Below are 15,357 nucleotides of genomic sequence, written 5' to 3'. Positions count from 1 at the left end.
GCTTGGCTACTTCATCTCTTTTTATTNGAGCCATTTACGCGCTTATTTGTGCGAAGTACGAGCGCAATCAACACTTAAACTATTAGCACAACGTGATGGCCCAGGTGTTGTTAAAGCAAATCAAAATTTTGAGCAAACCCTAATCGACACCATTGCGGTGTGGAAGCAAGAGTATGGCAGCTTACCTATATATATTGCAGGACAAATTACCTCAAGCATCGGCTGGCACGAAACACCTTATTTAGAATGCCCAATTAATCCCGAAGGGTTACTTAATGCTGCTGTTAGCTTTGATTGCGATGGGCATATTATTAAAGCGTTACCTGGCACAAAGTGTACGCTGCAAAATGGCTTGTTTGATGTAATGCGCGGCGAAGAGCTGCAAATTTTAGGGTTTTTAAAGCAAAACCCAGAGTATCAACAAGGTAAAATATTACTCTGTTTGCCTGGCACACATACCAAATGGGTGCTTATAAATAATGGCGAAATCATTTGCTTTAAAACAGCCATGACCGGCGAGCTATATGATTTGTTATGTCATCAAAGTGTTTTAATTCCTAACGACTGTGCAGAAGGTGAGTTTGACTTTAAAGCATTTGAGCAAGGCTGTGAGCTAACTTTAGGTAGTGATAGCGGTAACTTGGCACATGGTATTTTTAGTGTGCGTACCCGCCAGCTTTCAAAGGAGTTAACGCCAGTACAAGCTAAAGCCTATTTGTCGGGTGTATTAATTGGCAGCGATGTACGAGCAGCTCGCCACGCTAGTGAATGGCAATTATTAAGTGATACACAAGTTGTGGTGATTGGCACAAAGCAGCTGAATAAGTGTTTTACTACGGCGCTTAACCAAATAGGTGTGAAGTGTGTTGAGTTTGATATTAAAACAGCGACGCTTAGTGGCTTTAATTATTTATTTAATTTAGAGTCAAAAAAATAAACCCCTTTATAACGGTTAAATTATAAAGGGGTTAACAGGAAGCTATTATAACTTGATAGTTAAGCGCTTTTAGCTGCTTGGTTATGCTCAATATAATCATTAAGCGCAGCAACTTGCGCCTCATTAAAACGTAGTCCTAATTTACTGCGGCGCCATAAAATATTGTATGCGTTTTCTGCCCACTCTTCATTTAGCAAGTAATCTACTTCTGCTGCAAATAAACCATGGCCAAAATCCTGGCCTAAATCACTCAGCCCAGTTGCACTACCTAAAATATGTTTAGCACGAGTACCATAAGTGCGTACAAAGCGTTTAAGTGTTATTTCAGGTAGCCATGCGTATTTTGCTTTTAGCTCTGATTTAAGTGCTTCTACAGAGCTAAAATCACCACCAGGGAGCGGACTATGTTTGGTCCACGCATTGCTCATTTGCGGATAAAAATCTTCAAGCTTATTAACCGCAGCTTCGGCAAGTTTGCGATAAGTTGTAATTTTTCCGCCAAACACACTCAGTAGAGGTGTTTGCTTAGCATCACTCGAAAGCTCTAATTTATAATCGCGAGTAACGGCTTGTGCATTAACTGATTCGTCATCAAGTAATGGGCGTACACCAGAAAAGGTATGTACTATGTCTTCGCGTTTAATCGGTTGTTTAAAGTAGGTATTAGTAATATCAATTAAGTAATCAATTTCTTCATCACTAATTTTAACGTCTTGTGCTTCACCTTTGTGTTCTACATCGGTTGTGCCAATAAGTGAGAAGTCATCTTCAAACGGAATAACAAACACAATACGCTGATCTTTATTTTGTAAAATATAAGCTTGTTTTTCATCGTGAATGCGAGGCACTACAATGTGGCTACCTTTTACAAGGCGAATATTTTGTGGTGATTTTTCTGTTAGTGCTTCGTCAAATAATTTAGCTACCCAAGGACCCGCAGCATTAACAATGCCTTTGGCAGAAATGGTGTATTTAGCTTTGCTCTTTTGCTGCTCAAGGGTTACCTGCCATTTACCTTGCTCTCGTTTAGCATTTACACACTTAGTTTGCGTGGTAATAACAGCACCTTTTTGTTGCGCTGCTAGGGCGTTTAAAACGACTAGGCGAGAGTCATCAACCCAGCCATCTGAGTATTCAAAACCTTTAGTAATAGAGGGTTCTAAAACGCTATTTTCACCAAATTTAATGCTTCGAGAACCCGCTAGTGTTTCGCGCTTTGCTAGGTTGTCATACATAAACAAGCCAATACGAATCATCCACGCAGGGCGGAGGTGTTTTTGATGCGGCAATCTAAAGGTTAGCGGCCACATAATATGAGGTGCGTTTTTAAGTAGCACTTCACGCTCTGCTAGCGCTTCTTTTACTAATCTAAATTCGTAATGCTCAAGGTAGCGCAGACCGCCGTGGATCAGCTTAGAACTGTTTGAAGATGTTGCACAGGCAAGGTCTGATTGTTCGCACAATAGAACTTTTAACCCTCTGCCAGCTGCATCAGCTGCTATTCCAGTGCCGTTTACACCGCCACCGATGACTAGTAAGTCATATTCGTTATCTGCTAATTCCACCGAGCTAACCTTTTTATTTGTAATATAAATAAGACATAAGCATCATAAAGCTGCTGTTTTCATTTGACAATAGAAAACCCAGTTTTTTATTCGTTAATTTTGACGCCAATCCATTTTCAATTTAAAGCAGTAAAACATGCCTTTTAAATCTAGCATTTAGCTAAGTTAAAAAAGCAAAGTGGCTAAAGTACTGGCCTTAACCACTTAGTATTTACTGCGGGCAGTTTTTATTCGTTAAGCAGACTTGAGCTACGCAGTGCTGCCATTTTGCGTATAGATCGTTACGCTCGTCGGCACTCATGGTGGGCTCAAAGCGACGGTCGCATGTCCACATTTTAGATAACTGTTCAGTTGACTCGTACACACCTGCTTGCAAGCCTGCTAAATAAGCGACCCCTAAAGAGGTGGTTTCGGTCACTGTTGGTCGCTCAACTGTTGCACCTAAAATATTTGATAAAAAGGTCATAACCCAATTATTTTTTACCATACCGCCATCTACACGAAGCACACTTGGGCGAAGGCCATCACGCTCCATCGCTTTTTGTAAATCTTTGGTTTGGTAGCCAACTGATTGCAGCGCTGCAGCAACAATAGTGCTAATACCCGAATCGCGTGTTAGCCCTAAAATAGCGCCACGTGCATTAGGGTCCCAATAAGGAGCGCCTAAACCAGTAAACGAAGGCACTAAAAATACACCATGATCGAGCGGTACATCTTTAACCATCGACTCACTTTCGCCAGCATGGCTAAGTAGTTTTAAGCCTTCAACAATCCACTGCATAGTTGCGCCAGCCATAAATATACTGCCTTCAATGGCGTAAGTTGGCTTGCCGTTTAATCTATAAGCAACAGTGGTCAGTAAGCGGTTTTCTGAGGTCAGTGCTTTTTCGCCAGTGTTAAGCATTAAAAAACAGCCAGTACCGTAAGTACTTTTAGCCATGCCTTGTTCAAAACATGCGTGTCCTACAAGCGCAGCTTGTTGATCGCCTGCAATACCACAAACACGAATTGGCGCGCCAAAAATGTCAGCGCTGGTTGAACCAAACTCGTCAGCTGAATCCATTACTTCTGGCAGCATAGATTCTGGAATATCGAATAACTCTAAAAGCTCTTGATCCCACTGCTGGGTATGAATATTAAATAACATGGTGCGCGATGCATTGGTTGCATCGGTTCGGTGCTCTTTACCGCCAGTTAGCTGCCAAAGTAGGTAAGTGTCAACCGTACCGAAGGCGAGCTCACCTGCAAGGGCTTGTTCGCGTGCGCCTTCAACGTTATCTAAAATCCAACGAACTTTAGTGGCCGAAAAATAAGGGTCGAGCAGTAAGCCTGTTTTATCGCTTATTGTTTGGCAAAGCTCATCAGTTGTTAGGCTTTCGCAATAGTCACTGGTGCGACGGTCTTGCCATACAATAGCGTTATAAATTGTTTTGCCTGTTTTTTTGTTCCATACCAAAGTGGTTTCGCGCTGATTGGTGATACCAATGGCAATAATTTCTTCAGGCTTTACATCGTTTTTAGTTAACACTTCGCGACTAGTGCTAAGCACTGTTTGCCAAATATCGTTAGGGTCGTGTTCTACCCAACCATTTTGTGGAAAATGCTGCGAAAATTCTTGTTGTGCTGTACCAAAAACGTCTGCATCTTTTGTAAACAAGATGGCCCGAGAGCTTGTGGTTCCTTGATCAATTGAGAGTATGTATTTGGACATGATATTTGTGTTATTTATCTTATCTTATATATGACTAGATTGCCTTTAACCGAAGTTAATGGCAATGGTTTTTTCTTAAAATAGCAGATTAAAAAATAAACACGCCAATATTTGCTGGTAACTCTTTTATATAAAAGGCGTTTTATTTTTGCATTATTTTAAGGGCGTATGCGGCTATTGATTAAAACAACCGCTTAAAGCTTATTATTACTTGGTGTGAGGTTTAGCTTGTTGCCAATCCATACCGGTAGAAAAGCGATTATCAAACCCGCGCCACTGTGGCAGCGGCTTACCATCAACAACAGCTTGGTCGCCGTTTTGTGGTAAATCTAAGTATTTACACTCGCTGGCTATGCCTTTTACGTGGCAATCCATCATGGCAAGTACAAAGTGTTTGTTGGTCTCGTTTAGTGTGCGCATAGACCATGAAGGCTCATAGTAATGGCCTATATCTAGCTCACTGCTGCTTTGTGCAATAGCAGGGGCTGGGTGTGGTGCTATATTATGGCGTGCATTTTTGTAAGTAAGCATGTACTTATCTTTGCTGCCTGTTTGTTCATAAAGACTTTTAATGCCTTCATAGCCTGAAATGTCATCTAAGTCACCAGCTACATAAAGCGAAGGTACTTTAATATTTTCCATTGCTTTGGCATCAAATATAGCGTGCTGTCCGCCCCATGGTGCAAAGGCCACCATCGCTTTTATACGAGGGTCTATTTTTGGGTTTTGGTATTGTCCACCAGCGCAGCTGTTTAGTAATTGCTGTACTTTTTTAATTTGAGCTGGGTCTTTCATACCCGTAAACATAGCCGTAGTTTGCTCATTAAAAGCGTAACAACCACCTATCGTATTTACCGCGCCATAGCCACCCATTGAGTAACCAATTACACCTGCGCTTTTGTTATCTACCTGCTTGCTGGCAAAGTTGTTTTGCTCATTAAAGTAATTAATTACAAACTGCTGATCGCGTGAGCGATTTATAAGCGTGCTAAAAAAGCCAGAAAACGGTGCGTTTTCAAAATCAACATCGGCATTGGTTGAGTCAGTATGGTCAATAGCTACCACAATGTAACCGTGCGACGCTAAATGCTCGCCAAGGTAGTACATAATTGTACGGTAACCGGTATAACCGTGCGAAAGCACTATCACAGGGTAGTGCTCTTTATTATTAATGGCGACATCACGCATTGCATCGGCTTGCAAAGTAAACTCTTTACCTGAGCGAGTTTCATCTGTGTAGCTGCTAAGTGGCGCTTTTGCTGTATTTGCAGCCGGATACCATACCTCTACTTTTAAAGGACGATCTTTTTGACCTTGTGTAGCGGGGTCAAATTGCGCAGGGTTAACTAAATCAAGTGTTTGCACACCTACATTGTAGCTACCTTTAGCTGCAAGCTCTGGCAGTACTTCGCTAGTGATTGGCGGGTATAGCTGCTCTGGTTTATTAGATTCAGCAACAGCAACAGCTACACTGGCAGATAAACTGCACGTTGCAAGTAATATGGCTTTTGAAAGCGCCTTGAGTGTGTGTGTCATTGTGTGTCCTTGTTGTGTATTTTTATTTTTTAATTAGTCAGTTCAGCCGACTCGACGGCATTGCTGTATTGCAGCTGCCACTGTGCTCGCAAGGTATCCATTATGTTCATAACTCGTAAGCTAGTACTGAGGGGCAACACGCTGCTTTGAGTTTGTTTTTGTAATATACACTGCGTTACATGTGCAATTTCAAACTTAAAGTTTTCATCGTCACTAAAGTTGTATTCAAAGTACTGAGGGTCTTGGTCTTTTATGTGTAGCTCTAGCGTTTGTGCACCTACAAACTGAGGTATTCGAATATAGCCAAGCTCACCATTAATACATGCTTCTGTTGGGCCATTTTGCTGCAGTGCGCTGGCAAGAGATGCAAATTGCCCGTTACCGTAATCAACTATAGCAGTGCTTCGCTCATCAACGCCGGTTGTGCTTTTATGTACAAAGGAGTTGATGTGTTCAGGGGCTTTATTAAATACCACATCAGCAATCGAAATAGGATAAATACCTAAATCGAGCAGGGCGCCACCCGCTGTTACAGGGTTCATTAATCGGTGAGTGTCGGCAAAGCTGCCAGGTAAACTAAAGTTGGCATTAACACTGTGCACATTACCAATAACACCTTCACTTAGGAGCTGTTGTAATTTTACTATGGCTGGTAAAAACCGCATCCAAACGCCTTCCATTAAAAAGCAGTTTTGTTGCTTGGCAAGCTCAGTGAGACTTTGCAACTGCTTAGCATTAACGGTGATTGGTTTTTCGCTTAGCACGTGCTTATTGTGTTTTAAGCATTGGGCTATCGTTTTAAAGTGTTGATCGTGGGTATTGGCAATATAAATAGCATCTATATTTGGGCATTGCATAAGAGCTTGATAGCTTTCATAGCCTTGAATATTGTACGGTGTGGCAAATTCTTTAGCGCGCTGTATACTCGTTGATGCCGCGCCAATAAGCTGTGCATCACTGCAATGCGCAATGCTTGTAGCAAAGGTGTGAGCTATATTGCCACACCCAATAATTCCCCAATTAACCTTTGCCATGCTTATTCCTTAAGTTTATTTAAAAAGACGTAATTTGTAATCCTGAACCCGCTGAACATACGTAAATATCAGCATTTAAATTAAAGCGTTCAAAGTAATGCTTTTCTACCGCTGCTTTAATTAGTGGTACTTCCGCATCACGACATAAACATACAATTGCGCCACCAAAACCACCCCCTGTCATACGAACTGCGCCACGCTCGCCCATCGCTTCTTTACAAATTTCTACTAAGCCATCGGTTGCAGGTACGGTTACTTCAAAGTCGTGTTTAAGTGATTGATGCGATGCTGCCATTAGCGTGCGAAGTGCATCCATATCGTTATTTTGTAGTGCAGTAGTTGCTGCAATTACACGGTCGTTTTCGCTAATTACGTGGTGTGCACGTTTATATTCGTTTTCGCTTAATGTCGCTTTTATTGCTTGCAGGCCAGCCATGGTGGCTTGGCGAAGTGTTTCTACACCCATTTTTACAGCAGCTTGTTCGCAGTCAATACGGCGCTGGTTGTATTCGCTATCAACCAACTTACGCGGGTAGTTTGAATTAACAATAACAATATTTAAATCATCAGGAACTTTAACTGATTTGGTTGCGAGGTTTTCACAGTCGATTAATAGTGCATGACCATTCTCGCCTTTAGCTGAAATAAGCTGATCCATAATGCCGCATTGGCAATGCATAAAGTCGTTTTCGGCTTCTTGACCAAATAGCGCAATTTGCTCTGGCGGTAAACCAAGCTGTGCAATATGGTTAAACATACCGCCTACAGCAACTTCTAGTGCGGCCGATGACGACAAGCCACTACCTTGCGGTAAGTTGCTGTCAATAAGTAGGTCGGCGCCACGCAGTGTGTAGCCCGCTCTTTTAAGAACATAAGTAACAGCACGAATGTAGTTACCCCATTGCGACTGGCCTTCAGTGATTTCTTCATCAACACTAAAGCTGTCTTTTTCGCCTGGGTAATTTAAAGAATGCACAGTAATAATATTGTCGTCGCGCTCTTTAAACATCACTTGGGTACGAAACTCTAACGAACACGGTAAAACAAAACCGTCGTTGTAGTCGGTAAATTCGCCAATAAGGTTTACACGCCCCGGTGCTGCTGCAATACCTTGAGCAGGCGCGCCATACAGTGACAAAAATTGTTGTTGGAATTCGTTAAGCTTCATCTGTGTGTCCTGCTGTATCTTTATAGTGTGTTGTACTGGCTGCTTTTAAAATAGAAGCAGCGGTTTCTGCGCTTAAATCGCGCTGGCTTTCGCCTAGCATTTCGTAGCCTACCATGTGTTTTTTAACAGTAGCAGAGCGAAGTAGCGGCGGATAAAAATGGGCATGTAAGCGCCAATGTTGCTCATCAGAGCCTCTGTTAGCGGGTGCATTGTGCCACCCCATAGAATACGGGAAGCTGCAATTAAATACGTTGTCGTACTTAGTGGTTAATACTTTAAGTGCCTGTGCTAAAGCGTCTGTTTGCGCATCGTTTAACTGGCTAAAGTTTTGAATATTATCTTTAGTTACTAGCATTGTTTCAAACGGCCACGCTGCCCAAAATGGCACCACAACAAGCCAATGTTCGTTTTCAAATACAACACGTGTTTGATCCGCTTGCTCTTTTTGTGCGTAATCGGCAAGCATAGCTGTGCCATGCTTTTTATAATAAGCAAGCTGCTGGGTATCTTCGGCTTCTATTTCGGTTGATAAATGCGAGTGAGCCCAAACTTGGCCGTGAGGATGAGGTTGCGAACAACCCATGATCTCGCCTTTATTTTCAAAAACTTGTACACATTCGTACTGCTGTGCAAGCTCTGTGTAATTTTGTTTCCAGGTTTTCACTACTTCGTGCAATGCGTTTTGGCTAAGCTCTGGTAGTGTTTTGTTGTGCTCTGGAGAAAAACAAATTACGCGGCATTCGCCACTGGCTTCGTCGGCAATAAATAAATCGCTGTCTGATTCTAAGCTTTGTAATTGCTCGCTGGCATTAGGCGTTAATGCACCAAAGTCATTTCTAAATACGTGTGTGTATTTATAATCAGGGTTACTGTCGCCATTTGCACGGGTATTACTTGGGCAAAGTGGGCAGTTTTCATCGTGTTTTGGTAATACGTTTTCGTTAACGGCTTCTGTTGCGCCTAACCATGGACGGTTATTACGATGTGGTGACACCAATACCCAACGACCCGTTAGCGGATTTTTACGTCTGTGAGTACTTTCTAATAAAGCCATATTAACTCTCCAACCCACTTGGGTAATTAGTTTGCCAGCGCCATGTGTCGTTTGTCATGTCGCTAAGTGTTAGTTCTGCGTACCAGTTAAGTGTGTTTTGCGCTTTTGTAGCATCGGCGTAGTTACAGGCAATATCACCTGCTCGGCGCGGTGCAATCTTATACGGAATATCTTTATTGGCTGATACGCTAAATGCGTTGATCATATCAAGCACAGAATAACCTTGCCCTGTGCCTAAGTTGTAAGCATGAAAGGCGGTATCTGTTTTATGCTGCATAAATGCCGCAACATGACCTTTAGCTAAATCTAAAACATGAATATAGTCGCGCACACCTGTGCCATCTTCGGTGTCGTAGTCGTCACCAAAAATATTAACCACGTCGCGTTTACCTACCGCTGTTTGAGCAATAAATGGCATTAAGTTGTTAGGAATGCCATTAGGACTCTCACCTAATAAACCACTTGGGTGTGCACCTACAGGATTGAAGTAACGCAGCGCAATGCCCATAAATTGACTGTTGGCATTACATACGTCTTGCATGGCTTGTTCAACCATGACTTTAGTCCAACCATAAGGGTTAGTTGCGCGTATAGGGTGCTTTTCGTCAATAGGGAGGTAGTCGGGTTCGCCGTACACAGTAGCCGATGAGCTAAATATAATGTGGTTAACGTCTGCCTCTTGCATGCTTTGTAACATACTTAATGTGCCCGACACGTTATTTTGATAATAACGCAGCGGTTGCTCAGTTGATTCACCAACAGCTTTTAAAGCCGCAAAGTGAAATACAGCCTCAGCTTGAGTATGTTTTAGGGCGAGTTTAAACTGTTGCTCGTCTTGAATATCACCCAAGATAAACTCAAATCGAGTACCTGTAATCTTTTCGAGTTGGTCAAGTACCCGCGCACTTGCATTAGATAAGTTATCATAAATAACAGGTGTAATGCCCGCTTCATGCAATGCAATACATGTATGGCTACCTATGTAACCCATGCCGCCAGTAACTAATACTTTCATGTTTGTTCTCGAAAAGTGTATTTATATGATAAATACTACTATTAAGGTGATTTAAAAACAATAGTTATGATTGTTGAGTAATTCAAATAAAAGCATAAAAAACATTCAGATTAAACACTCGTGTGGCTATAAATGGCATGCTTTTATACTAATTAACATGTACTTAGGTTTATCAATTAATGATATAAACTGATTCAACTATTGGCCTAATTATCAGCAGTAAGTCGGGGTGCTAATATAGCGAAAATAAAGTAAGGAGAGATCAACATGAACAAAACAATTTTACTTACCGGCGCAACCGATGGCATTGGGCTAGAAACTGCAAAGATGTTATTAGCACAAGGTCACACCGTATTATTACATGGCCGCAGCCAAGCAAAGCTCAATGCGCTGCAAGCAGCTTTAACCGAGCAATACCCAAATGCAAGTACACATACTTATATTGCTGATTTAAGCGATATGAGCCAAGTTCAAACTTTGGCAAAAAATGTATTAGCCGATATGGCCGAAAATAATAACCAGCTCGACGTACTTATTAATAATGCAGGCGTTTATCAATTAGTTGATGCTACAACAATTGACGGCCTTGATGCTCGCTTTGTTGTAAACACGATTGCGCCATATCTTCTTACAAAACTATTATTACCTGTCCTTGGTCATGATTCGCGAGTGGTTAATGTGTCATCAGCTGCGCAATCAAGCGTTAACTTAAATGCACTTATAGGTAACACTGAACTTTCTGATAGTGCGGCTTATGCACAAAGTAAATTGGCTATTACTATGTGGTCGCGTCATTTAGGGCTTGAGCTTAAAGATACTGGGCCATTAGTTGTATCGGTAAACCCTAAATCGTTACTGGGAAGCAAAATGGTAAAAGACGCTTACGGTATAGATGGTGGGGATTTAAAAATTGGCGCAAATATTTTTTGTCGCGCAGCGCTTAGTGATGAATTTAAAGATGCCGCAGGCCTGTATTTTGATAACGATACAGGACGCTTTGCGCCTCCTCATGTTGATGCACTTAATAATGCTAAAAATCAACAACTCGTAGATACGTTAGACAGTATTTTAGCACAGCTTAAATTAGGTAAAGCATAATGAAAAAGCATGTTACCTGGACAGTACAAGGCCAAATTAAAGAAGGTAAATACGATGAGTTTTTACTGGTAATGGCACAATTAGTTACTTTGGCTAAAAGTGAAGCGGGCACTTTAATGTATGAGTGGACAGTAAGTGAAGACAAGCGCAATGTACATATTTACGAGCGTTACCAAGATGAAGATGCTGCTAAAGCGCATCTTGCTGGTTGGGGCGAAAGTGGCCCACTATTTTTAAGCGTAGTTGATATGGATAAAGTAACGGTATTTAGTCAATTATCAGAAGAGTTTGCACAAGCCTTTGCAGGCCCAAGCAGTGTATTTATGAAACCTGTGGGTGGCTTTGTAAAGTTTTAGAGAAAATACCCATTGTTGATCTAAAGAGCTCACCTCATCAGTGAGCTCTTTTTTTAGTGGCATTACTGCTCTTGCTGCAAGCGCTCGTATAACCAATCTTTTAATTCTGTACGTTCGTGTTTTAATAGATGCATTTGTTCATCGCTTATGGGCGCATCTTTGAGCTCTAACACTCTAATCTCTTTATCTAGCTTGTCGTACTTATCTGCTTTTTTTGCAAATTCAGTATCGCTTTCATTTAACTCGGCAATGGTCTTTAAGTATTCTGGAAAGTCATTTGTTAATGAGTGGTCTTCGCCTAACATATTCGCTCCTTAGTAGGATATAAATGAGCTCACAAGTAAGTGAGTTGTATAAGTGAATTACTGCCTTTCATATAATACACTGGGGCTTACATAGATATAATTCAACCATCGAGCCGCTAATTTGATGTAGCACAAACAATCTGTTTATTTTGCTCAGTAAGGCATTTCACCAAAGTATTTAATAGTGCGATCAATAAATGCACGTACTTTAGAGGTCAATAATTTATTGTTGGGGTATACAGCCTACGTAGGTGTATTAACTAATCGTAAAAAGCTTAGGGTTCGATATTATTGCTCAAGGTGCAAGGAATCTCTGGCTAGAGAAAATAAATTTAAATATCATCATGATTCAATACGTTAGTAAATCTCTTAACCAGAGTTAAAGTTAAGTAAACCAATACCCGCTAAAGGCTTTTAAGCATTTTAGCTAAAAGAGTTAATTTTTAACGTTTTTTGCTAATTTATGTTGGTTAATTAATAGTGGTAGAATGCAGCGCTTAGTACCACTTGTGTAAAGTAGTGGTCAATAATTTATAAGGTCTGTTGTGTAATGCTGTTGATGATCGACAACTACGATTCGTTTACTTACAACTTAGTGCAATATTTTCAGCGTTTAGATCAAGACGTTTTAGTGAAACGTAATGATGAGCTAAGCATTGCACAAATAAAACAGTTAAACCCGCAGCACATCGTGTTATCGCCAGGGCCATGCACCCCTAACGAAGCGGGTATTTCACTAAATGTTGTTGAGCAACTAAAAGGGCAATATCCTATTTTAGGGATTTGCTTGGGGCATCAAACTATCGCACAAGCTTTAGGTGGAGATGTAATACGTGCTAAAAAAGTAATGCACGGTAAAACATCACCCATAGTTCATACTAATAAAGGGGTGTTTAAAGGCTTAGCTAATCCGTTAACGGTATGTCGTTATCATTCTTTAGTGGTTAAAGCGCAAACTCTGCCTAAAGAGCTTGAAGTAACCGCATGGACTCAAACTGAGCAAGGCGAGTTTGACGAAATTATGGGGTTGTTACACAATGAACTTGCTATCGAAGGTGTGCAGTTTCATCCCGAAGCTATTTTAACTGCTCAAGGCTTAGAACTGCTTGATAACTTTTTAACTCGCTTCTAATGTTATAATACACATAGCATTTTATACTTTATTAATGGATGTCATGACTGAACTTGTAGCCCAGCAGCGTACTGCCAAAATACTAAGCCAACGAGCTCATGACTTATTGCTTGGGCACAGCTTTGCGCATCAGCAAATTGGTTTCATTCATACATTAGATATAGATTACGGCGAACCCATGAAGCAGCGTACCTTGCTGCAGGTTGAAGTGGCCGCACAGAATAAACGCCAGCAAAGCAGTACTGCACATCATAAGTACCGCGCTCAAGCCAGTGAGCAACTGCACAAAACAATTGAAACAGCTATATATAAGCAGCTCGAAGATATAGATGGCGTAATTCATAGCACCATAGGTATTGAAGATGGTATTGCCAATATACTCGATATATTAGCGGTAAAGTCAGCGTCGGTAGGGCGTTTAGAGCCATTGGTTAATGATATAAGCTGGTTGGGTAGGGAGTTAGTAACGCTCGTTAATTTACCTTACTATCGTAATCAACGTAGTAAAAACACGTCTGTAAAAGTAGATAAACCATCGCTTGCCCTTCGTTATATTGGCCTTGATAACTTACAGCTAGTTATTCCTACATTTGCTGCCCGCCATTGGATGCCACATAGCACCGAACCATTTTCGTTATTAAAGCGTCGTTTACGTGACAGTGCCATGGCAAACGCGATTGCAGCGCAAAAAATTGCACAAATTAATAATGTAAATGACGTTCATGCATTTACCCTTGGTATGCTTTTAGATGTAGGGCGAATTGCATTAGTGCGCTTGTACTTAAAAACGTTTGAGCAAATATGGCAACGTAAAGTACAGCTAGCCCGAAATGAAAACCAAAAAGATTTACACACCGCATTATTAGAGCTTCAGCCCGACCCGCTATTTTTAACTACTCTACTTAGCAATAAATCGATAGAAGTAAGCGCTAAGGTAATAGACAAAATGGCTTTTAAATATTTACCGTTTAAAGGGGTAATGCAGCAGCTAGTAAATGGGGTAGATAAGGTCGATACATTACTGCCATTAACAGAAGTAATGCTAAAGGCACGGTGCTATTCTCAATATCTTAATTTAAAAGAACATCAACTTATTGAACCTGATGAAGCTCTAAGCTGGTTTTCGCACTTTAAGTTCACTAAAACGGAACTAAAAACCCTCCAATCGAGTAATTTTACCAATTTAGCTATTCAAATTGACTAAAAATCTGAATTTTTTGTTAATTTTTTTGCGACTAACCATTCATTCTCATCTTATTGTTATATTACATATTTGCCGATTAAAGCGTGTGCGCCTCTGTACTCATGCGGTTAGTTGCCTAAAAATAAGCATAAATAGCTATGCAAATAGTTATTCACTATCTATGAAATAATATCTTTAGCCCTTTATTTTCAAGGGATACATGAAAGTTTTTAACGAGACAGATATAAGTAATTCTGAAATAATGTGCGTCTGAAAATTGAACCACAAAGCAATTTTGCGCAATTATCAGGTTACTGATCTTGCCTATAAAGTTGGTTACAAATATTAACCAAACACCTATTTTGATGTTTTGTGTTGCTCACAATTAAGAGGAAATAAAATGACAGTCAATCGCGAATTATTTGATCACGTAATGGTTCCTAACTACGCACCTTCAAGCGTAATTCCTGTTCGAGGCGAAGGCTCTCGCGTATGGGATCAACAAGGTCGAGAGTTTATCGACTTTGCTGGTGGTATTGCAGTTAACTGTCTTGGCCATTGCCACCCTGCATTAGTAGGCGCATTAAAAGAGCAAGGCGAAAAAATCTGGCATCTATCTAACGTAATGACCAATGAGCCGGCACTTCGCCTAGCTAAAAAAATGGTTGATGCGACATTTGCTGAAAAAGTTTACTTTGCCAACTCTGGCGCAGAAGCAAACGAAGCCGCGCTTAAATTAGCGCGTCGTTTTGCACTTGATAAGTTTGGCGCAGAAAAATCACAAATCATCGCGTTCAACAAAGGTTTCCACGGTCGTACATTCTTTACCGTAACTGTTGGCGGCCAAGCTGCATATTCAGATGGTTTTGGTCCTAAGCCTGGCGACATTGTACATTGTGATTACAATGACCTTGCTGCATTTGAAGCACTTATCAGCGATAAAACATGTGCCGTAATGATGGAACCTCTACAAGGTGAAGGCGGTATTGTTTCACCAACTGATGAGTTTGCTCAAGGCGTTCGCGATTTATGTACTAAACATAACGCACTGCTTATTTTTGATGAAGTTCAAACAGGTGTTGGTCGTACTGGCGATTTATATGCATACCAAGGCTTAAACGTAGTACCTGATATTTTAACTTCGGCTAAAGCACTTGGCGGCGGTTTTCCTATTGGCGCTATGATCACAACAACTGAAATTGCACAGCACCTTAAAGTAGGCACACATGGTTCTACTTATGGCGGTAACCCGCTTGCGTGTGC

13 protein-coding genes and 1 pseudogene are annotated in these 15,357 nt (G+C 41.0%); 6 read left to right on the top strand and 8 right to left on the bottom strand.

What is annotated here, in order from left to right:
- Positions 1 to 2: 2 nt before the first annotated feature.
- A pseudogene (locus tag L652_RS0119880) lies at positions 3 to 937 on the top strand (2-dehydro-3-deoxygalactonokinase).
- Positions 938 to 996: 59 nt separating this feature from the next.
- Here the strand turns inward: L652_RS0119880 and glpD are convergent.
- The 7 genes from glpD to galE form a co-directional block, all read right to left on the bottom strand.
- Positions 997 to 2,502 carry a glycerol-3-phosphate dehydrogenase gene (glpD, locus tag L652_RS0119875; RefSeq protein ID WP_024603610.1) on the bottom strand — a complete coding sequence of 502 codons (1,506 nt, stop codon included), beginning with the start codon at positions 2,500 to 2,502 and terminating at the stop codon, positions 997 to 999.
- A 211-nt stretch (positions 2,503 to 2,713) separates the two neighbouring features.
- On the bottom strand, positions 2,714 to 4,213 hold the full coding sequence (gene glpK / locus L652_RS0119870; RefSeq protein WP_033013631.1) for a glycerol kinase GlpK: 1,500 nt from the start codon (positions 4,211 to 4,213) through the stop codon (positions 2,714 to 2,716).
- Positions 4,214 to 4,420: 207 nt separating this feature from the next.
- Complete coding sequence (locus L652_RS0119865) at positions 4,421 to 5,749, bottom strand: dienelactone hydrolase family protein (RefSeq protein WP_024596669.1); 1,329 nt, start codon at positions 5,747 to 5,749, stop codon at positions 4,421 to 4,423.
- Between the two features lie 29 nt (positions 5,750 to 5,778).
- Positions 5,779 to 6,783, bottom strand: a complete 1,005-nt coding sequence (locus L652_RS0119860) for a Gfo/Idh/MocA family oxidoreductase (protein WP_024596668.1) — start codon at positions 6,781 to 6,783, stop codon at positions 5,779 to 5,781.
- 19 nt (positions 6,784 to 6,802) lie between these two features.
- Complete coding sequence (galK, locus tag L652_RS0119855; protein WP_024596667.1) at positions 6,803 to 7,951, bottom strand: galactokinase; 1,149 nt, start codon at positions 7,949 to 7,951, stop codon at positions 6,803 to 6,805.
- Entirely contained in the window at positions 7,941 to 9,005 is a 1,065-nt protein-coding gene (locus L652_RS0119850; protein ID WP_024596666.1) for a UDP-glucose--hexose-1-phosphate uridylyltransferase, read from the bottom strand. The genes galK and L652_RS0119850 overlap by 11 nt, the downstream gene beginning before the upstream one ends.
- A 1-nt stretch (position 9,006) precedes the next feature.
- Entirely contained in the window at positions 9,007 to 10,020 is a 1,014-nt protein-coding gene (galE, locus tag L652_RS0119845; protein WP_024596665.1) for a UDP-glucose 4-epimerase GalE, read from the bottom strand.
- Positions 10,021 to 10,287: 267 nt separating this feature from the next.
- On the opposite strand from galE, the gene L652_RS0119840 reads away from it, so the two are divergent.
- Both L652_RS0119840 and L652_RS0119835 read left to right on the top strand, forming a co-directional pair.
- Entirely contained in the window at positions 10,288 to 11,118 is an 831-nt protein-coding gene (locus L652_RS0119840) for an SDR family NAD(P)-dependent oxidoreductase (protein WP_024596664.1), read from the top strand.
- Positions 11,118 to 11,474: an antibiotic biosynthesis monooxygenase gene (locus L652_RS0119835; RefSeq protein ID WP_024596663.1), complete on the top strand. Its 357-nt coding sequence runs from the start codon at positions 11,118 to 11,120 to the stop codon at positions 11,472 to 11,474. Before L652_RS0119840 ends, L652_RS0119835 begins: the two co-directional genes overlap by 1 nt.
- Positions 11,475 to 11,536: 62 nt before the next feature.
- Here L652_RS0119835 and L652_RS0119830 read toward each other — a convergent pair whose 3' ends face one another.
- Positions 11,537 to 11,779: a YdcH family protein gene (locus tag L652_RS0119830; RefSeq protein WP_002958856.1), complete on the bottom strand. Its 243-nt coding sequence runs from the start codon at positions 11,777 to 11,779 to the stop codon at positions 11,537 to 11,539.
- A 550-nt stretch (positions 11,780 to 12,329) separates the two neighbouring features.
- On the opposite strand from L652_RS0119830, the gene L652_RS0119825 reads away from it, so the two are divergent.
- The 3 genes from L652_RS0119825 to L652_RS0119815 form a co-directional block, all read left to right on the top strand.
- Positions 12,330 to 12,911, top strand: a complete 582-nt coding sequence (locus L652_RS0119825) for an aminodeoxychorismate/anthranilate synthase component II (RefSeq protein ID WP_024596662.1) — start codon at positions 12,330 to 12,332, stop codon at positions 12,909 to 12,911.
- Positions 12,912 to 12,954: 43 nt separating this feature from the next.
- On the top strand, positions 12,955 to 14,115 hold the full coding sequence (locus L652_RS0119820) for an HDOD domain-containing protein (RefSeq protein WP_024596661.1): 1,161 nt from the start codon (positions 12,955 to 12,957) through the stop codon (positions 14,113 to 14,115).
- Positions 14,116 to 14,494: 379 nt separating this feature from the next.
- A partial coding sequence (locus tag L652_RS0119815) for an acetylornithine/succinyldiaminopimelate transaminase (protein ID WP_024603609.1) occupies positions 14,495 to 15,357 on the top strand: 863 nt, incomplete at its 3' end.

This window comes from Pseudoalteromonas sp. TB25, from assembly GCF_000497995.1.
Taxonomy (GTDB): Bacteria; Pseudomonadota; Gammaproteobacteria; order Enterobacterales; family Alteromonadaceae; genus Pseudoalteromonas; species Pseudoalteromonas distincta.
The sequence above is the reverse complement of the archived record's forward strand: the minus strand, read 5'-3'. Positions and strand labels throughout refer to the sequence as shown.